This is a genomic window from Bacillus sp. JJ634, from assembly GCF_036962285.1.
In the GTDB taxonomy this organism is placed as follows: Bacteria; Bacillota; Bacilli; order Bacillales; family DSM-1321; genus Peribacillus; species Peribacillus asahii_A.
In genome coordinates this window covers 9,546-29,853 of record NZ_JBALMU010000179.1, presented here as the reverse complement: position 1 = coordinate 29,853, position 20,308 = coordinate 9,546, and the positions used below count along the sequence as shown (strand labels likewise).

Genomic DNA, 20,308 nt, shown 5'->3' with positions numbered 1-20,308 from the left:
TAGGACGTTGCCAGGCAAAAAAATAGCTCTGAGTAGGGGCTATTTTTTTTGCCTAATTTTATAGGAAAGAAATAGTTGTTTAGTGATACAATCAAGTGATTACCATATTAGTTGAAGGATAGTGCCTGACTAGAAATTTTTAATGTTAAGAAATCGCTCTTATAGAAGATGATGCAATAGATAGTTTAACTCAAAAATAAAAAAAGAATCCGTTTTGAACAATCTGTTCGAAACGGATTCTTTTTAGTTGCTCTAAAAAGGTGCTTATGAGAAGTTTTAAATCAAATAGACTCTTTTTAAAATCATGTCGTAAAATGGAAGGGTCAGGTTATGAATAGAACAATCGTTCAAACATTGGAGGAATGATAGGTATGTTGAATATACGAAATGTAAAAATGGAAGATTTACCTGAGCTTGTACGCATTGAAAATCTTTGCTTTACAAAAGAAGAGGCTGCGACGAAAGAAGCATTTGAAATGCGCATTCAGTTAATTCCTGATAGTTTTTATGTAGCAGAACAAGACGGTACCATAGTGGGCTTAGTCAATGGCCCAGTTATTGAAAAGGCATTCATTACGGATGATTTATTTAGCAACATAAAAGAAAATTCAGCGTCTGGAGGTCATCAAAGTATTTTAGGATTAGCTGTGTCTCCAAGTTATCAAAAACAAGGCGCCGCAACAGCGCTGCTCACACACCTTGAAAGGGAAGCGAAAGCTAGTCAACGTGAAACGATTACACTTACTTGTAAAGAAGATTTAATTGGTTTCTATGAAAAGCATGGATATCTCAATTATGGGGTGTCGAACTCGGAACATGGTGGGGAAATTTGGTATAATATGAGTAAAGAGCTGCGGTGAGCATTTTATACAATGAAGAATCTTCAATAGTTACAACGAATATTTCGAAATTTAAAAAATATAATCATTCAAAATGAATGAGGTGGATAGCATGATATTAAAAAAAGATTCAACCCATATGATGTGGCTGATCTTATTATTGCTTGTGTTAACTTCTAATTTTGTCTTATATCGTTCTTCCTTTGGCGTGTCGCTGCTGCCTGACAATACAAATGCTGTTGTATTAGGCTCCATTATTGATTTAACTATTGTAGCGCCTGTTTTATTTTTAGCTTGGAAACGTAAATTGAGCTGGAAGCCTCTTATTGTGATGATGGCAGCTGGGCTTATTGCTGCACGTTTTATGATTCCAGTGGAGTATTTAGCCCCATTTAAACCCATTACATGGGCAGGTTTTGTTATAGAAGGTGCACTTGTTTTACTTGAGCTATTATTATTAGTGACATTTTTTAAATATTTGCCGGAAATCATTCGTACCGTTAAGAAAAGCCGACTGCCACTTTTGTTTTCTTTCTCCTGTGCAGTAGACGAGAAAGTAAAGAAGCATCCCCTTATACAAGTGATTTGCTCTGAAATGCTGATGGTTTATTATGCTTTAGGTATGTGGAGAAAGAAGCCGCAATATGAAGCCAATACGTTTACACTGCATAAGAAATCAAGCCTGATTGCTTTTCAAGTGATGATGATTCACGCGATTATGATTGAAACAATCGGCATTCATTGGTGGTTACATGAGAAGTCACTTATTTTATCAATTATTTTGCTAGTGATAAACATTTATTCTGTCATTTTGTTTTTAGGTGACATTCAAGCGGTACGTTTCAATCCTCTACAGATGGAACATGATTGTATGTATGTTTCTCTTGGCCTGATGAAGCGTATGGAAATACGATGGGATGATATTGAGGAAGTGATAGAAGACAGAGATAGATTAGAACAAAAACTTTCGAAGAATACAATTGATTTTATTGCACGTGATTTTGAAGAAGTCTATCCCAATATTATGTTGAAATTAAAACGCCCAGTTGAAGCCACTTTGCTGATGGGGGTAAAGAAAGAGTATGAACAAGTAGCGATTCGAGTGGATAATCTGAAAGGATTTAAAGAAGCATTGAGGCAGAGGGTATCAAAGTAAGCTGCGTTCACTAAACCTTTTTGAAAATCGTGTTCCCTAACACGAGGGAAATGAAATATATGTTCATTACATTTAGTTGAATAACTCATCAGTCGATTGAATGAGGGAGAGGCAGTCCTGAAAGTATCACGCTTTAGGATAGCTTCTTTTTTTATTCCTTTTATTTGAAAATTAAGCTAGATTATCTACTCTAAAACCCATACAATAAATGATTATGATTCATGTTCATAAATTATTTGAGACAGTAGGTGAGTGTTTGAAGCGTATTCATTATAGTTGGGTTATTTTAATCATTGCATTCTTCTCCATTATCGCAGCCGGAATTATTCGATCATCATCAGGAGTCTTTATAGAACCTTTTGAAGCGGAGTTCGGATGGGACCGTTCTATTATTTCTTTAGCATTTGCGATTAGTCTTTTTTTGTATGGGCTTTCCGGTCCATTTATGGCAGCTTTAATTGAAGTACTAGGATTAAAGAAGATGATGGTATTGGCCATGGCCACGTTATCCGGAGGAGTTGCTCTAACATTTTTTATGGAGCAATCGTGGCAGCTTATTCTTATTTGGGGGATTCTTATAGGAGTAGGGTCGGGACTCTTTTTAACCGTTTTAAGTCCATATGTGGCCAATCGTTGGTTTGAGAAGAGAAGGGGATTGGCAGTCGGTATATTAACCGCAAGTACGGCAACGGGTCAGTTAATTTTGCTGCCAGTACTAGCCTATGTTATCGAGCATTATTCATGGCGTTGGGCGATTGGCCTTATTATGGCTCTTAGCGTTATAATGTTAGTCATTATTTTATTATTTATGAAAAACACTCCAAAGGAAATAGGGATCCTTCCGTACGGACTTGACGAAGAGCCTTCAGAGTCGAGCATAGTTCAGAAGAAAAATCCTATTGTGATTGCTTTCCAATCTTTACTTGAAGCGGTTAAAGTGAAAGCGTTTTGGCTATTAGCAGGCAGCTTCTTTATATGCGGACTTTCAACAGGCGGTTTGATTGGTACGCATTTTGTTTCGTATTGTATGAGTTATGGCATCCCAATGATAACTGCCGCTTCTTTACTTTCCTTTATGGGAGTCTTTGATTTAATTGGAACGACTATATCGGGCTGGTTATCGGACCGATTTGATAATCGCTGGCTGCTATTTTGGTACTATGCTTTAAGGGGAGCTTCTTTGTTATTGCTTCCTTATGCACTTTATGAAGGGTCTATCCCGCTATTAGTTCTCTTTGCTGTATTCTATGGATTAGATTGGATTGCAACCGTACCCCCAACGATTAGTATTTCTAGACAAATCTTCGGAGTAGAAAAGAGTGGAATCATTTATGGATGGATATTTGCTGCTCACCAGGCAGGTGCAGCAGTCGCAGCCTATGGCGGAGGTCTTATTTATAAAATATTTAACTCTTATACATGGGCATTCTTTCTTGCGGGCATCTTTTGCTTGGTAGGCAGCTTATTTGTAGTTGTCATTAAAAAACAAAAATCAGAGGTTAAGCAGGGTTTGGCAAATGGGCACGCAATATAAATCATTCGATTCACATGCTTAATTTGTTGAAATCACCTTCTCTTTCTACGCTTTCTCATCCTTTTGAAATGAAAGTGTTGAAAAATTGAATAGATTGCCTTTTATATAGTCATCTTAATCATAAAGGAGATGATTATATGCCACGTGACGATGAAAATATACATGTTGAAGCAACCCCCCATTTTGATGGGAAAAGAGAAAGTATTATTAATGACCCTACAGCATCTGCTAGCTCAACAATGGGCATATTTGATACTAAAGAGACATTTGCACAAGAGAAAAATCCGTTCAATTATACGCCTAAACAAGATCCAGAAATGGAACAGTTTGAGAAATTGATGAGAGGGAAAAAGGTAGAAGAGTAGAAAGCTGATAAACAGTAAGTAAAACAAATGAGCTTAGGGACAGTATGCCCAAGCTCATTTGTAATATGAATTCAGTGGTGTTTACTTATCAAGTTTGATTTTCTTTAATATAGGTCTTCACAGCAGGAGGGGTATAGGTATAAAACTTTTCAATTAAATCTGCTGGATTTGAATCAACTAGAGCTATGGAACGATGTTTATCCTGTAAAAACTGTTGTTCATTCATATGATTAAAGAAGGAAATCAGTAAATCATAGTAATGGTCTATATTTAAAATGCCACAAGGTTTTTGGTGAAGTCCTAGCTGAGCCCAAGTAAACACTTCAAAAAACTCTTCTAACGTTCCAGGCCCTCCAGGTAAAGCGATAAATCCATCTGCTAATTCGACCATTTTTGTTTTTCTTTCATGCATAGAGTTAACGACAATAAGTTCTGTTAAATGAAGGTGTGCAATCTCTTTTTCCTCTAACATTTTTGGAATTACGCCGATAGCTTGTCCACCTGCTTCTAAAACAGCATCTGCTACTGTTCCCATAATTCCAACACTAGAACCTCCATAGACAAGCGTAATGCCTCGTCTGGCTAATTCTTTCCCTAGCTGGATAGCGCCTTCTTTATACGTATGTGAAGCTCCGATACTAGATCCACAGAAAACAGCAATTCTCTTCATAGTAGCCTCCATTACATCATTTTTTGTTTTTCTTCTTTTTGATTATAATGAATTTTTATATTAAGTGAAACGAGTGGAATGTTAATAAACTTTTAAAATGATCTAAAAAATATTATGCATCTGAACGGTCATACATGCTTGTTTAGAGTGTAAAAAGTAAAAAAGCTAACAGTCTACTGTCTGCAGGCTGTTAGCTTTTTTAGATTGCAATTTCTCTATACTACTTCTTTTAATTGAGTGATGGAAAGAACCTTTTTTTGAATGGTATCGAAATTTGCCGATAATTCTTCGGGATCGATGGGCTTACTAAATAAATATCCTTGGATAATATCACAATCACGATTTGCTAAAAAGGAAAGTTGACCGGTTTCTTCTACACCTTCAGCAACGACTTTCAATTCAAGATGTTTCGCCATCGAAATCATCATGGAAATAAGTACGTCATCATGATGATTGGATTGTACATTTCGGACAAAAGAACGGTCTATTTTTAAACAATCAATCGGGAATTTTTTTAAATAATACATAGATGAATAACCTGTTCCAAAGTCATCTACAGCTATTTTTACACCCAATTGCTTTAAATCATGCAAAATTTCAGTCATGTGGTTAGTATCTACCGTCATACTTTCGGTAATTTCTAATTCTAAGTAATGTGGGGGCAGATTCGTTCTCGCTAAAATATCCTCTACCATCTCTACTAAATTTTGTTGGAAGAATTGCCCGGTTGATAGATTAACAGCGACACCGATATGTGAAATGCCTTCATTATGCCATTGTTTAGCCTGTCTACAAGCAGTTTCCAATACCCATTCACCGATTGGGACGATTAACCCTGTTTCTTCTGCGATTGGAATAAATGCAGCGGGTGAAATCAATCCTTTCTCTGGATGCTGCCACCGAACTAACGCCTCTACAGAATCAATAGAGCCTGTACGTAAGTTAATTTGTGGCTGATATTCAAGATAAATCTCTCCATTATCAAGGGCGTAATGTAAGTCCTGTTCAAGCACTAATCGCTCTATGAGCTGTTGTCCCATTTTGGAATGGTAAAATACATATCGCTCTGTTGCTTTTTGTGCTTCATGCATGGCGACTTGAGCATGTTTTAAAAGTTCCTCTTGATTCGTGCCATGCTTCGGATAAACGGCAATGCCGATATTTAATGTAATATTTAATAGGAAATGCTGTAGTTGAAAAGGCTCTTTCATTCCTTTTTGAATTTGTTTACACACTTGAACTACATCCTCATGGTCCTTTACTGAATGGAGGAGAATCGTAAACTCTCCCCTGCCTATTTGACTGATGAATAAGTCTGGGGGAAGAGATGTACGTAGACGTGTTGCAACCTCTTGTAGCATCAAGTCTATAAAAGAATGACCAAGCGATTCATTAATAGATTTAAGTCGATCAATTTCTATCATTAGAATCGCTTTTTTCGTTTTTGGCATGCTTAGTTCTATTGATAATTTCTCTGTTAAAAATCGCGAATTTGGCAATTCGGTTAGTTCATCGTGATAGGCCATGTAATGCAGGCTTTCTTCAGATTTTTTTAATTGTTTTTGGGTTTCTATCAACGATTGAAATGGTTTTTCAACAGAGGTAGAGTAAAACGTCCTCATTAAAAAATAAAACCCTGATAATTGAAAGAAGTGACCCATGAAATTTTTAATATCATACACACTTTGATAGGTTGTGAACATTAAATCGCCAAGTATTAAATAAACAGAAGCCACAATGATGACCGTATTTTGACGTCGATCTTTATTGAAATTTCTCCACAAATAAAGAAGTATTAAACATTGCAACATAATGGCTAAATATTGCAGACTATTTTTTAATGGTGTTGTACCTACTCCTTCAATTACAAGATGCGGTAATAGTTCATATGGACTGTAGATAAGGAATATCCAAACAAAAGTATATAAACAAGCTAAACTATATGTAATTCTACGCTGTATAAAGTGAATTTTTTTAGGTTTTGATGTCAAAATGAGCAATAAACCTAAAGCTTGTGTTAAGCGCCCAATCATATAAAACCATGTAGCTGAATAAGCAGAGCTATCTTTAATAAAAAAGGGCATGCCTTTATAAGATAGCGTATGAATGAGAGTTAACAAACCTACTGATAGAAAGAGAGCACCAATATACAACCGATAATTGGAAAAAATATAAGGAAATATGAGCCATGCTTGAATCGCAATTGTAAAGGATGCAATGATAATAAAAATCTCAATTATTAAATGGATGGTCACATAATTATTTTCTCCTAATATGCCATACAATGGATTACTAAATAGTAAAGCTGGTATGAGTAATAAAAGAGGGATAGTTAAACCGAGTCCGTCCCTTACGGAAGATTGAATACTCTGTTTTTTTATCTTCATGATTTATCTCCCTTTAGTTCATGGCGTGAGAACATATTCATATTGTTAGTTACGGTAGCCTAGACTTAGCATGTTTCGAGAGCCGTATAGCACTGACTATAATACATGGTAAATGTTAAGATAGTTATGATAATTTTATTAATATTTTGCTACTATTATGTAATAATACCTCATTTAAATAGTCCATAATACCCCCCTTTTTAAACAAAATTATGTATAATAGTATTAATTTACTTGAAATGTATTAGTTTGTTCAGTTGTTATAAATCCCAATGAAAAGAATGTAATCAAACAATAAACTGCTATATTTTTAGAGAGATAGAAGTACATATAAATGGTATACATCAAGAAGAGTGACATGATTAAGGGGGAGTGTGGCGAATGGAAAAGGATGAAAAATATTCAAGGGCCAAGAGACGCGTACAAAATATAAAAGCGTTTTACATTCACTTGACGGTGTATATTTTAGTAAATATGATGTTGTTTGTTATTAACTTGAGTTCAGATGCAGGGAATTGGTGGTTCATCTACCCGCTTGGAGGTTGGGGAATGGGAGTTATCATCCATGGTTTAACCACGTTTGCATCCGGTAAATTCGGGGCGGATTGGGAAGAAAAAAAGATCAAAGAGTATATGGAAAAAGATAAGTAGAAACTTTATTTAGAAGCCAAGATTGGCTTCTTTTATATTGAGGAGAGGGACTAACTAGCTAATTGATTTTGGATATAATGCTATATAACTGGTATGAAAGTTCCTATTGTGTAAAATATCAACATATATTCCCTTTTTTATTATATGATTTATATATTCTATAAAAAGGAGAATATATAATAATGAAACTTAAAAAGTTATTAGCTATTCCTTTTCTAGCATTGTTTGTTGTGTTAGGTGCTTGTGGTCAAGAAGCAGCACCTGTTTCAGATGCTGGAAAGGCTAAAGAAAATGAAAAATCTCAAGCGAGTGAAAAATCTCTTACAGTAGAAGAAGTATTTGAAAAAACAATTGCGGCTAGCCGTGATTTAAAAAGTGTATCTGTGAAAATGGACAATAATCAAACGATTACTTCTAGTAATAATCCTGAGCCAGTGGATGTAAAATCAACAATTGAGATGGATGTTATTCAAAATCCAATTGCTCTTTATCAAGTAATGACGATTGAGGTCCCAGGGGAAGAGTCTGTGAAATCAGAAACATATTTCACGGATAAAGGATTTTATATGTTTGAGCCAACAGAAAACAAATGGGTGAAACTTCCTGAAGAAATGTCTGCTGAGATATTAAAAGCAACGAAAGAGCAAGGAGATCCAGCGGCTGAACTGAAAAAGATGCAATCCTATGTAGAGGACTTTAAGTTCGAGCAGGACGATGCTTCTTACTTCTTAACACTTAATGCTTCAGGTGACAAATTCAATAGTTTAGTTCAAGAAGAAATGTCGAAAAGCTTAGGCCAAGACTTAGGGGTCGCTCTTGAAAATGTAGATATTAGTGATGTGAATTTTACATACACAATTGATAAAAAAAGTTTTAACTTAACAGCTATGGCTATTAACATGACCATTAAAACGGTTGAAGGTGAAGAAGAAGTAACGATGAAGCAAACGACAAATGCTATATTTAGCAACTACAATGGTGTCGATGAAATTGCGATTCCAGAAGATGTAATGAATTCTGCAGAAGAAATTCAACTTCCACAATAAATAGTGATAGTAGAAGACCTCAGTCCTTTCTTTTGAAGGAATGAGGTTTTTTTATATATGGTTAACTTGTTAAACCAATCTAAGAATATTGATTTGACTAGGCAGTAGATTTTTAGACATTAGATGGAATGTAATGATGTGGGAAATCTAATTTAATTTTATATAGAATAATGAATATCTATTGCTACTGATATTAAATAAGAGGATATAAAACAGGATAGAATATACCTCAGCGTAACAGAAGTTATTCATTAGACAGTTATAGAAACATGTTCAGTATTCATAACAGGACATTTCCCCGGAAATTAGATAAAAAGGAGGGAGAATGTTTTGGCAGAACATGCCCTGAACATAAGGAGTTATTTTACTTTTTTCTGCTGTTTAGCTAAGTTGCTTAATAGAGAACAGATATGCTCGAGCTCTTGATACATAGAATTGGATGAACAACGTCTTTTGGCAGACTGTAGTGTGTACTGAATTATTTCTTGCAGATAGTGGCTTTTTTCAAGTACCTCCCAGGATTCGCTACAAATATGTTTAACAATGTCTAGCAGCAATTGTTCTGATACTATATGGTACCTTGCATGACCCCAGCGCCTTATGCAACGGCTTTCAAAGTGAAGTGTTGAATCACTCTTGTGGCTTAAGGAAGCGTTTCTTACTTTGATCTGTTGGTGTAGTCAGTTGTTATTCTCCATTTACTAGTTGATTATATAATTAACTTTATTTTCAGAAAATATTATCTCCAATATTTAGGATGATTAGGTATTGTAAATCGTGTTATGAGGCGATTGGTAGAATTTAATTTATACATAGACTGCATAATTTGTTATTGTGATATTGTAAGTCCGTTTGATATGTGATATAGTTCATTAAGTTGTACCGTACTTCTTATATAATTACAAAGAGGTATTCCATTGACTTAATTTTCTGATTATTGCATACATTGGCAATAAATAGAGAAATGTACAAGCGATTGCATACAACCTCGTTGTAGATTTATATGGATTTTCAGGTAAAAAGATTTTATGGGGGTTTTTTTGTGTCAAATAAAGTGCCATCTTCATTTGTAGTAGTTGTTGGGTTAATGCTATTTGCATTATTCTTCGGTGCTGGAAATTTAATTTTTCCTGCGGCTCTTGGACAGTCAGCAGGTGAAAATATGTGGTTAGCGAATGCTGGATTTTTAGTAACAGGAGCAGGTTTACCTTTACTAGGTATTCTAGCGTTAGGGGTTTCTGGGAAAGACGATTTACAGTCGTTAGCAAGTCGAACTCATCCAATGTTTGGCTTATTGTTTACTGTTGTTTTATATCTTTCAATTGGACCTTTGTTTGCGATTCCAAGAACAGGAACAGTTTCGTTTGAAATTGCAATCAGACCTTTTTTAGGAGAAGAGATTAGCTTTGTACCATTACTAATCTTCACAATTATTTTCTTTGCACTTACGTGTTATATTTCAATTAACCCTTCCAAAATGGTTGATATTATTGGGAAATGGTTAACACCGGCTATGCTTTTATTTATTGTAATTTTAATGGCTTTTGTTGTGTTTAAACCAATGGGAGCGTTCCAACCACCTCATGAGGACTATACTTCTCATGCATTCTTTACAGGGTTCCAACAAGGCTATTTAACAATGGATGCTCTTGCGGCTTTCGTATTTGGGATTATTGTGATTAATGCGATTCGAGATAAAGGAATCACGAATAAAAAACAGCTTCTTACTTTATGTACTAAATCAGCGCTGATTGCAGCGGTTATTCTAGCTTTAATTTATACAGGATTAACGTATCTAGGTGCTACAAGTGTAGCGGAAATAGGAGATTTAGAAGGTAATGGTGGACAAGTATTAGCGCAAGTTGCGAGCCATTATTTTGGTTCTTATGGTGGAGTGTTACTAGGCTTTATTGTATTGCTAGCATGTTTAACAACAAGTGTAGGACTTATTACGGCATGTTCTTCTTATTTCCATAAGTTAATGCCAAGTGTTTCTTACAAAAAATTTGCTGTGATTTTCTCTGTCATTAGTGCAGGTTTTGCAAACTTTGGATTAACACAATTAATTTCATTATCTGTGCCTGTATTAACAGCAATCTATCCGTTAGCGATTGTGTTGATTGTTTTAACATTTACACATTCTCTTTTCAAAGGTCGTTCTGAAGTATACCAAGGAAGTATGCTATTAACATTCGTTGTAAGTTTATTTGATGGATTAAGTGCAACTCCAATGGATGTTTCAGGGGTAACTAATTTCTTTGGAGAAGTCTTACCTCTTTACGGGATCGGGTTAGGTTGGATTGTTCCAGCGATTGTTGGTGCAGTATTAGGTTATATTATTAGCTTGATGCGTCCGAAAGCTCCACAAAAATAAATTGTTCAAGAGAAATGCTCATCTATATGTAGATGAGCATTTTTTGTATTTTTTTCCGATAATAAAAGCCTAAAGAAGGGTCATGATATAGAGGTATTTAAAAATGTAAAGGAGAGAATGATATGCCTCAACAACCAATAGATGTAAATCAATTAAATCAAGCAAAAGCGAATGTGACTTTAACGCAAACTTTATTAAGTCAAGCGATTGAAAAGTCTGCCTCTGATCCAACTTTAGCTGGTGAAGCAATTAAGCAAGCAGCAAATGAAATTGCACAGGCTCAAACAGCTGTTAGCCAAGTGCAAAGTGCATTAATCGTTCAAAAGTCTGAATAAAGACAGGGGGCTTTGCCCTCTGTTTTTTATTTTGTATACGAGAGCGAATGTTACACATGAAACCATTTGAAAATCATTGGAATATAAGAAGGAATTGCATCATATGCGAATAAATTGAGAGCTGGAAAAGGGGAATGATGTTAAATCATTATATTCTTTTTTGGTGTTTTTGTATGGTTTTATTTTGGTGCTGCTATTGCGGTAAAACAAGTGGAGAAGGAAATGGTGTGATATATGGAGAAGTAAATAACAGTATAAAAGAGAATAGGGATGAAAAATGTATAATCAATGGGATTACTTTATTACGAGAAAAGTGTTTAGTACATTTGTGGCGACGGCTATTACTTCTATAGTTATGTCTTTGATTTGGATTACAGATAGTTGGTTTGAATCTCCTTATAATCGTGGACATGACTTTTTAGGTTGGGCTTTAATTTACTTCATGTATGTTGGTTTGATTATCTTGATTTTCGGAAACTTGGTATCTATCGGTGTAGAGTATATACAAAATAAATGGTTTGTGCATAATGATTGGTTGTATATTTTATTACACGCATTGTTTGGATTAGCTAATGGTATTTGGCTTCAATCCGGAATGTTTGCTGTGGCAGGGATGGGTGCTGCTTTATTGTATGCTGTAATTGATCGCTGGATTTATAAAAGGTTGGAGGAAGATAAGGGGACTATATCGTTTATTTATGTCCCTATTCTATTATATGGATTGCTGTGGGGAGCTTTACAAATCACATCATCCCCTTTACCGCCGTTTACAAAGGAGGCAGCTGTTGAATTTGCTACCTCTGGAGAAGGAACGGATATTGATTATTTTCCAAAGAAAATCGGCACGTGGTCAGGCATTATCGATGGTTTTCAGGTTGAAAGAGAAACCACAGCAAAAGAAATTGGGAGAGAAAGGTATATTGTTAGTTTTACGGAGACGTGGAGAAAAGAAAAATTGAGTGGTAGTTGCGTGCAGTCGTATAAAGTAGAACGTCAATCTTCCACCTTATTTGAAATGAAAGGTGAAACACCACCTTACTACTATAATCCTTAAGAAAGTAGATATCAAAAAGAGGCACTTGCATGTGGAGTGCCTCTTTTTGGTGCTTCCCTATTAATGGGCGGTAAAACCTTTACTGATGGAAGATTCACTTGCTTCCCCGAACTGTTGTTCAACGAATGCCCGATATAATTCATGTGTTTCGGTTAATTCGTGATGCGTACCGATGCCTGTGACTTTCCCTTTTTCGATGAAGATGATTTGATCGGCATCGATAATGGTGGACAAGCGATGGGCAATGACAAAGGTTGTGCGCCCTTCCATTAAACGAGTTAAGGCCTGCTGAACAACATGTTCAGATTGGCTATCCAGGCTCGCTGTTGCTTCATCCATCATCAGAACTTTAGGATTGCGTAGAAAGGCACGTGCGATTGCGATTCGTTGTCTTTGTCCACCTGATAGTTTGACTCCTCGCTCGCCAACTTCAGTATCTAACCCGTTTGGAAAGGAGCTGATAAATTGATCGGCATAGGCCATTTTAGCAACTTCCCATAGACGTTCATCGGATATCGCTTCCGGATCTTTTAAACCATAGCAGAGATTGTTGCGGATCGTTCCAGCCATCATTGCACTTTCTTGAGAAACATAGCCAATTTGGCTGCGCCAGGAAAGAAGTGATAAATCGGTAATGGGGATTTGGCCAATTCGTATTTCACCTGCGGTTGGTTCATAAAATCGTTCAAGCAATCCAAACATTGTTGTTTTTCCACTGCCGCTTGGCCCCGCAAAAGCAATCATTTCGCCAGGTTGTGCTTTAAAAGATACATTCTGAAGCACAGGCTCGTCCTCGCTATAAGCAAATGAGACATTTGAGACAGTAATCGGTTTGTCTGTAATGTCGATATCTGCCCCGTCTTGCCCCGCCTCTGATGATAGCTCTAAAATCTCGATAATTCGTTCTGTAGCGCCTTTTGCTTTTTGTAATTGTGTGAAAAACATCGCGAAGGATGTAATCGGCATAATGATTTGGAATAGATAAAGCAAAAAGGCAACGAGTGATCCTGTTGACATCGTCCCGTTCGCAACCCGCATGCCGCCATATCCAATAATCATGACAATGACGACCATGATGACCAGGTACATAATGGGCATGATTAAAGCGAAAATACGTGCTTCTTTTAATCCGAAGCTGAGCAATTTTTCAATCCCAGTTAATCCCTTTGCGGCTTCATTTTGTTCAGCGTTGGATGCTTTCATTAAACGAATTTCACTTAAGGTTTGCTGGATATGGCCTGTGAATGTCGCCGTTTCATCTTGTAAGTTTCTTGATATTTTTGCCATTCTCTTCCCAAGTGGAATCATGATTATTAAGGTGATCGGAACGGAAATGAGCATCATCAGTGTCATTTTCCAATCCATCACGAATAAGATGATAACGGCTCCAATAATGGAAATCATTCCTGAAATAAATTGCGGGAAATGGTCCGAAATTAATGCTCGCACGACGCTCGTATCATTGACAACACGACTGACGATTTCGCCGCTGGATTGTTGATCAAAATAGCTAACAGGCAAGCGGATGAGTTTTAACCACATGCGGTCACGCAGCCGAGCAACCATTTTTTGACCAACAAAACTTAATAAGTAAATAGACACGCCGCTAATAATAGCTTGGATAATAAAGGCTGCTCCAATCCCGATAATAAGCGGTGTGCTTAAAGATGATACCGAAAAGCCATCGACTAAATTCTTTGTTAATAATGGAACAATCAGACCGGCGAGAGTAGTAATTATACTTGCTGTTAACCCCATAATTAGGGCAAGCTTCGGAATTTTTGTGGATAAAATCAGAGAGAGGAATGGTTTTAAATTGTTCATAGAAAGGACTCCTATCTAAATAATAAGTGATAATAACCACTTTAATGACGATGTGATCCAACAAGAAAAGTTCTCTATATAGAACTAAAGGCTGCTTCTATCATCTTAAAATATACATAAAATAACAAGAATAAGCCACTCTAATGAATAGTGAAATAGAGGGATTTGTGTAAAAAAATCTTCTAGAGTGTTAGTCCGGACAGCTATTGCACCCAATCGACATTCCACGTCAGATGGACAGTTCAGCTAGAATTTCTTCGATTATTCGACAAAAAATGATAAAAAGGTAGTTAAGGGAGTGAATTACTTATGCATATTTTATGCAGAGATATGTATAAAATAAATAGATGTGACTACAGGCCGGGTGTTTATTTATTATAGTGGAATAAATATGGAAGCAGCTGATTCTCTGGTGGTTGAGGGGTGTTATGAATGTATTTAAACAACCAAAGGAAATGTCTATAAATGAGAGGTATTTGTTATGCTGGGCGGCCTGTATTTTGCGGAGATCTAGAGGTTTCTTTGCTAAAAGAGGTTGAAAAAGAATCTTTCTAGTGTTGAGCAACCAGGTTAAAACGTTGATAATACAACATTTGGAACCGGTTCCCTATAAATACGAAAAAACGTGGTATTTTAGGGAACCGGTTCCAATAAAGGACAAAAAACGCCCCTTGATGTTTGTTTTTAAGACAATGAAGCAGAGCTCCGCTTGATGTTGGCTGTGTTGTTTTTATAAAGAGGGAAGAGCTGGATGTGCTAATTAACTAGGGGCAAATCGTTTATCAACACTTTCTCTTGCGATAATTTCAAAGTTTGAATAAGTCAGCATTGGAATATCTTGTCCATTTACGAGTTGGACAATATGATCGGCAGCTTTTTTTCCAGCTTCAATAAAGTAAAATTGGACAGTGGTTAAGGCTGGATGCATCATTGCAGTTATTTCATATCCACCAAAGCCGGTTACCGATAAGTTAGCTGGTACATGCATTCCTTTCGTATAGGCGGCTTTGACTGCGCCAATTGCAATCTCATCTGTTGCGCAAATCAGGGCAGAAGGGAAGAAGTCGTTGAAAATATCTAAAGCATTCGCTGCTACTTCACGCATATTGGCCTTCGTTTCAAAATAGCGAACTTCACAATTATTGACGTCTCTAGTAGCGCGTTTAAAGCCTTCTTTCCGTTTTACGCCGACAGCGATGTCTGTTTCGCTGACTCCTAAAAAAGCGAGTCTTCGGTGACCTTGTTCAATAATGTATTTTCCCATTGCGTAACCAGCTTCTTCATCATGGTGAACAAGGCTGTGTATTTCATCATGATGTTGGCCGACTAACAGGACAGGAATATCAATTTCAGAGATTGCTTGTACATGTCGATCAGTAATTTGTGTCGCAAGCAAAATAATGCCAGCTACTTTTTGTTTGGCCAGAGTATAGATGTTTTCAATTTCACGGTTTAAATTACGGTTAGTATGAGAAACGAGCATGAGGTAATTTAGTTCGCGAAGCTGCTCATCAATTCCAATCAATGTTTGGGAGGTCTCATATGAATCAAGCTGCGGAACAATAATGCCGATAATATTAGTTTTCTTTGCTTTTAAACTTTGTGCAAAAGCGTTAGGCATATAGCCTGTCTCTGCGATGATGTCTTCGATTTTTCTTTTTGTTACTTCACTGACAGAGCCGCCGTTTAAATACCTAGAGACGGTGCTCTTTGCTACGCCCGCAAGCTTGGCGATATCGGCAATGTTTTTCATTTTGTCATCTCCCTTTTTTCAATATGAGTATACAACATTCTATTAGATGCAAGAAGAGGCTGCTGCGAAGTTTATGCGTAAGCCTGTGTTTTTATATGACTGTTATCTCACTAACTTCACCTTGTACTTGATAAACATCCTTCATAGATTTCTTTTTTTGTGATAGCGGTCGAAGTTTCATATTGTAAAGCTCTAAATTCATTGTTTCTGCGATTTTTTAATGGAAGCGTTTTAAATTTGAACAGTTTGTGAACTATGTCACTTAGTACTTTCTTTTTGAAAAAATCGGAGTAGAATAAGAGTCAAGAAAGTTATTATATAACAGGGGAACGAAAACATCGCATTTACAGCGACTGTTATACTACAAAAAAATAAAAGTGATGGAGGGTTTTACAATGTGGGTTATTACAGTATTTGAACAAAAAGATGTTCGTGTTTTTGAATATACAAATAAAGGGGAAGCAATCCAAGCCCTTCAACGTTTTGATAAAAATGCCGTAAAAAACGCTGTATTATCTTATACAAAATAATGCTTAGCCCGCAGCTAATAAATAGCTGCGGGCGTTTTTTAATTTCTGACACTCGTTTTTATTAACGAACCTGTCTTTCTTTCATAATCGGTGGTTCTTTTAAAAGGCTGCCTGCCGCGGCGATAATTAACAACGAGCCTGTAAAAAGGAAGCCCCCTACGGCTGTGAATGCCAGTAGCCCTGTTAGTCCAGAGCCAGCTACGACGCCTAAAGAGAAAAAGGCATAAAAATATCCATAGGCTTTGCCGCGATGAGCGGGTTCAACTGCATGAACGAGTAAAGAATTGATAGATGGGAATAAAAAAGCAAATCCGATGCCATATAGAGCCATACATACATATAAAGATGGTAGATTAACCATTTGACTCAGCAAGAGAAGACTAAGCCCCATGACAGTCATACCAAATGCTAGTGTAAACATCGGCTTAATCCGATCGAAAACGATATTAGTAGGCAGAAGGAAAACAAGAATCGCCACTATGCCGAATGTGCTTAACAAAAGGCCGCTCGTTTGAGTATCATACCCGAGACCAATCACTTTTAACGGTAACATATAGGCGAGGGCTCCTTGTGAAAACATTAGGAGGAATGCTCCGATAAATGCTTTAACAATATTGGCATTTTGAAAGAAAGCATAGATTGTTATCGATTCTTTTTGCTCTGCTTCAGAATTTGTTTTTACATTGTTACGCAGAAGGAAGAGAGCAAGTATACCTAAAAGAAACATTGAAATCGCTGTAATCGTTAACACCGTTATTTCACTCGTTTTGCTGGCGACAATTCCACTAAAAGCAGGCCCGATAATAGCGGCCATACCAACAAAAGCACCCGAAATCGCTGCCCCTTTTCCTTTTTTATCTTCTGAAGCGGAATTAGCTAAATAAGTGAAAGCCGCAGGTACAATTAACCCGGCCAGTAAACCGTGCAAAAAGCGGATGGCAAGTAATGACCAAGCTCCTCCTGCAAAACGGTATAAGAAGAGGGAAATACCCGTTAATAGTAATCCTGTTAATAAAATGCGAAAAGGCCCTTTCTTATCTGTTAAAAATCCAGATATCACGTTACCAATCGTATTTGAAAAAGAATACATACCGACAGCCAACCCTGTTAAAAACGGAGTTGCACCAAGTGATTCCGCAAAAGGACTCATAATCGGCAGCTGAGTAAATAAGTCGAAAAATGAGAAAAAAACAATGAGATAAACAAAACTACGCATACATGCCGCCTCCATTTAGTTATCTTGCTTCTATTCTTTGTTTTCAATAAAGGTTTGTCAAGGGAGGATTCGTGAATCCTATTAGGCGGTTTTTCTACTAATTTGACTCTTTTAGATGCCTCTGTTGGTTTTTGCCCCATTTGTGCAGTAAAGCTATTCAATTAAAATAGGAAGCATTACACATTTTTCATTTCTTTGTTCATACACTTAATGAGTACATGAATTAAGTGTATAAGGGGGTCTGTATGAAAATCATCGGGAAAAGTGTGATTCGAAAAGACGCATGGGAAAAGGTCACGGGGCAGGCTAAATACACAAGTGATCTACAACAGACTAATCCATTGCATGTACAAAAAATGATAAGTCCATATGGGCATGCATTGATAAAGAAAATAGATGTATCAAAGGCAAAAAAAGCTCCGGGAGTACGTGCTGTTATTACGGGAGGGAATTTACCGCTAACAGGTGAAGAAATTCGGGACCGTTATCCGATTGCCCATGACCGAGTCCGCTATCATGGAGAGGTAGTAGCTCTTGTTGTGGCAGATACATTGAAACACGCTAAATTTGCGGCAAACGTAATTGAGATTACATATGAGGCTCTTCCTGTTATTCAGTCGCCTACCGAGGCTCTAAATCCAGACGCGCCGCTTCTGCATGAACAGCTAGGACAGTATATAAAAATAGGAGAAGTTAATCCAGTGCCTGGAACGAATATTGCGAACCGCTCGAAAATAAGAAAAGGTGATAAAGAGAAGGGGTGGAAGGAAAGCGAGGTTATCGTTGAGGAAAGTTTCTCATTTAGACCATCTAATCATGCAGCTATGGAGACGAGGTGTGCATTAGGATGTATTGGCGAGCATGGATTGATTGGGATGCCGGCAGCCCCTGCTAATAGTTTATCTTTGGCGGCAGGAGTGCCTTTAAATCAATTGTCGTTGATTCCTGAATTAATCTGGAAAAGTGTGAAGGGAGAGAGGTGAATTGCTTTCTTACGATTTTGACTACTATAAACCAACATCGATCAAGGAGGCAGCAGAGCTTTATCATCGTCTAGCTTCTGAAGGTAGAAAACCAAAATATTTTTCAGGTGGTACGGAAATCATTACCCTTGGGCGCTTAAATCTCGTTTATACGGATGCGGTCATTGATATAAAAGGAATTCCTGAGTGTAAGAGATGGGGATTTGAAAAGAATGAGCTAATAGCAGGGGCCGCTTTACCGCTGTCTATATTGGAAGAGGAACCCCATTTTCCATTGTTAGCACAAACCACAAGTGAGGTGGCGGATTATACGTCAAGAAATAAAATTACGCTTGGAGGGAATGTTTGCGGACAAATCTTTTATCGGGAAGCAGTATTGCCTTTTCTCCTAGGGGAAAGTGATGTCATAGTTGGCGGGAGAAAGGGTGTTAGAAGGGTGCCGATACGCGCAATATTTTATCAAGAGTTAACCTTGGAACCAGGGGAGTTTCTTGTACAAATCATTACCGAGAAAGCGTATATCAATGCTCCTTTTCTTAGTGTGAAGAAAAGGCAGCAATGGGAAACGGGCTACCCTCTTATAACAGTAGCCTCTTTGAAAAAAGACAATTTTCTCCGGTTTGCTTTTAGTGGTGTTTGCGCTTTCCCATTTCGCTCAGATGAAATGGAGCAAGTTCTTAATGATACAACGATGACGTATGAAGATCGTGTGCTAAAATCTTTCAACCATTTACCTAAGCCTATTTTAAACGATATGGAAGGATCAGAAGAATATCGATTATTTGTTTTGAAAAATACATTAGTAGATTTTTTGAAGCATTTTGAAAGCGGGGGTGTGCATGAGTAAACGCAAGCCGAAACGATGGACGGTTGAATTGAAAGTAAATGGAGAAGAGTACGAAGCTGACATTTATGCTTCTGATCTGTTACTGCATGTTTTACGTGAAAAATTAGGCTTAACTGGTGCGAAGCCAGGTTGTTTAAATGGAGATTGTGGTGCTTGTACGGTGATGATGAATGAAAAACCGATGAAGTCTTGTTTAGTTTTAGCCATTGAGGCTGTTGGTACGGATATTTTAACAATTGAAGGCCTTATTCATTCACCGATTCAAAGAGCTTTTATCGAGCATTTCGCCTTTCAGTGCGGATACTGCACCCCAGGCTTTATTATGAACTGTCAGGCCTTATTGTTACAGCATCCTGCTCCTGATTCAGAAACGATTAAACAATGGCTATCCTCTAACATTTGTCGCTGCACAAGTTATCAAGAGATTGAAAAAGCGGTGACTTCTGTGTTGAAACAAGGCGGTAATTAATGATGCACACGGCTTAAGCCGTGTGCATTATTTTAGGAGAAAATTTTTCGAAACCACTGGATGGTCGGTCTTATAATCTCGGAATACAGCCATTTAATTGGTGGATAAACACACTTCATCCATAGAAAGTGTAGAGGACGATAAATAATATGAAGCCACACCCACTTCATAATGACTTCACTGAAGCGTAAGACTGGAAGGAGGATTTCTTTATAAAACCAAAGAAGTATATGCTTCCATAAAAAATATAAAGGATAGTAAATGGCATAGTATAC

The 20,308-nt window shown here is 37.1% G+C and carries 18 protein-coding genes; 13 read left to right on the top strand and 5 right to left on the bottom strand.

The window, feature by feature from the left end:
• Nucleotides 1-371: 371 nt before the first annotated feature.
• From V7068_RS20900 to V7068_RS20885, 4 genes are all read left to right on the top strand, one after another.
• The gene (locus V7068_RS20900) at nt 372-860 is read left to right on the top strand and encodes a GNAT family N-acetyltransferase (protein WP_499714389.1); all 489 of its coding nucleotides are present in this window, start codon (nt 372-374) and stop codon (nt 858-860) included.
• A gap of 91 nt (nt 861-951) precedes the next feature.
• Nucleotides 952-1,995: a beta-carotene 15,15'-monooxygenase gene (locus tag V7068_RS20895; protein WP_499714388.1), complete on the top strand. Its 1,044-nt coding sequence runs from the start codon at nt 952-954 to the stop codon at nt 1,993-1,995.
• Between the two features lie 256 nt (nt 1,996-2,251).
• Nucleotides 2,252-3,529 carry an MFS transporter gene (locus V7068_RS20890; protein WP_499714387.1) on the top strand — a complete coding sequence of 426 codons (1,278 nt, stop codon included), beginning with the start codon at nt 2,252-2,254 and terminating at the stop codon, nt 3,527-3,529.
• 137 nt (nt 3,530-3,666) lie between these two features.
• Nucleotides 3,667-3,894: a hypothetical protein gene (locus tag V7068_RS20885; RefSeq protein WP_499714386.1), complete on the top strand. Its 228-nt coding sequence runs from the start codon at nt 3,667-3,669 to the stop codon at nt 3,892-3,894.
• An 88-nt stretch (nt 3,895-3,982) separates the two neighbouring features.
• Here the strand turns inward: V7068_RS20885 and V7068_RS20880 are convergent, their stop codons facing one another.
• Nucleotides 3,983-4,564: an LOG family protein gene (locus tag V7068_RS20880; RefSeq protein WP_375351627.1), complete on the bottom strand. Its 582-nt coding sequence runs from the start codon at nt 4,562-4,564 to the stop codon at nt 3,983-3,985.
• Between the two features lie 215 nt (nt 4,565-4,779).
• Nucleotides 4,780-6,951 (bottom strand): bifunctional diguanylate cyclase/phosphodiesterase, encoded by a 2,172-nt coding sequence (locus V7068_RS20875; RefSeq protein ID WP_499714385.1) that lies wholly within the window; start codon nt 6,949-6,951, stop codon nt 4,780-4,782.
• Nucleotides 6,952-7,332: 381 nt separating this feature from the next.
• Here V7068_RS20875 and V7068_RS20870 point away from each other — a divergent pair, with 381 nt between their 5' ends.
• The 5 genes from V7068_RS20870 (at nt 7,333) to V7068_RS20850 (ending at nt 12,411) form a co-directional block, all read left to right on the top strand.
• Complete coding sequence (locus V7068_RS20870; RefSeq protein WP_499714384.1) at nt 7,333-7,602, top strand: 2TM domain-containing protein; 270 nt, start codon at nt 7,333-7,335, stop codon at nt 7,600-7,602.
• Nucleotides 7,603-7,784: 182 nt separating this feature from the next.
• Complete coding sequence (locus tag V7068_RS20865) at nt 7,785-8,648, top strand: DUF6612 family protein (RefSeq protein WP_499714383.1); 864 nt, start codon at nt 7,785-7,787, stop codon at nt 8,646-8,648.
• Between the two features lie 1,042 nt (nt 8,649-9,690).
• Nucleotides 9,691-11,022, top strand: a complete 1,332-nt coding sequence (brnQ, locus tag V7068_RS20860; RefSeq protein ID WP_499714382.1) for a branched-chain amino acid transport system II carrier protein — start codon at nt 9,691-9,693, stop codon at nt 11,020-11,022.
• 122 nt (nt 11,023-11,144) lie between these two features.
• Nucleotides 11,145-11,357: a hypothetical protein gene (locus tag V7068_RS20855; RefSeq protein ID WP_499714381.1), complete on the top strand. Its 213-nt coding sequence runs from the start codon at nt 11,145-11,147 to the stop codon at nt 11,355-11,357.
• Between the two features lie 277 nt (nt 11,358-11,634).
• Complete coding sequence (locus V7068_RS20850; protein WP_499714380.1) at nt 11,635-12,411, top strand: hypothetical protein; 777 nt, start codon at nt 11,635-11,637, stop codon at nt 12,409-12,411.
• A 60-nt stretch (nt 12,412-12,471) separates the two neighbouring features.
• Here V7068_RS20850 and V7068_RS20845 read toward each other — a convergent pair whose 3' ends face one another.
• Together V7068_RS20845 and V7068_RS20840 are read right to left on the bottom strand one after the other, a co-directional pair.
• On the bottom strand, nt 12,472-14,235 hold the full coding sequence (locus tag V7068_RS20845) for an ABC transporter ATP-binding protein (RefSeq protein ID WP_499714379.1): 1,764 nt from the start codon (nt 14,233-14,235) through the stop codon (nt 12,472-12,474).
• Between the two features lie 760 nt (nt 14,236-14,995).
• Entirely contained in the window at nt 14,996-15,988 is a 993-nt protein-coding gene (locus V7068_RS20840; protein ID WP_252292613.1) for a LacI family DNA-binding transcriptional regulator, read from the bottom strand.
• 395 nt (nt 15,989-16,383) lie between these two features.
• Here V7068_RS20840 and V7068_RS20835 point away from each other — a divergent pair, with 395 nt between their 5' ends.
• A complete protein-coding gene (locus V7068_RS20835) occupies nt 16,384-16,518 on the top strand; it encodes a hypothetical protein (RefSeq protein WP_257467548.1) in 135 nt (44 codons plus the stop codon).
• A 61-nt stretch (nt 16,519-16,579) separates the two neighbouring features.
• On the opposite strand, the gene V7068_RS20830 is transcribed toward V7068_RS20835, so the two are convergent.
• Nucleotides 16,580-17,734 (bottom strand): MFS transporter, encoded by a 1,155-nt coding sequence (locus V7068_RS20830; RefSeq protein ID WP_499714378.1) that lies wholly within the window; start codon nt 17,732-17,734, stop codon nt 16,580-16,582.
• A gap of 245 nt (nt 17,735-17,979) precedes the next feature.
• On the opposite strand from V7068_RS20830, the gene V7068_RS20825 reads away from it, so the two are divergent.
• The 3 genes from V7068_RS20825 to V7068_RS20815 are packed head-to-tail and all read left to right on the top strand — an operon-like array spanning nt 17,980 to nt 20,033.
• Complete coding sequence (locus tag V7068_RS20825; RefSeq protein ID WP_499714377.1) at nt 17,980-18,717, top strand: xanthine dehydrogenase family protein molybdopterin-binding subunit; 738 nt, start codon at nt 17,980-17,982, stop codon at nt 18,715-18,717.
• 1 nt (nt 18,718) lies between these two features.
• Nucleotides 18,719-19,564, top strand: coding sequence for an FAD binding domain-containing protein (locus V7068_RS20820; protein WP_499714376.1), 846 nt, complete (start codon nt 18,719-18,721; stop codon nt 19,562-19,564).
• Nucleotides 19,557-20,033: a (2Fe-2S)-binding protein gene (locus V7068_RS20815; protein WP_499714375.1), complete on the top strand. Its 477-nt coding sequence runs from the start codon at nt 19,557-19,559 to the stop codon at nt 20,031-20,033. Before V7068_RS20820 ends, V7068_RS20815 begins: the two co-directional genes overlap by 8 nt.
• The last annotated feature ends 275 nt before the right edge of the window (nt 20,034-20,308 follow it).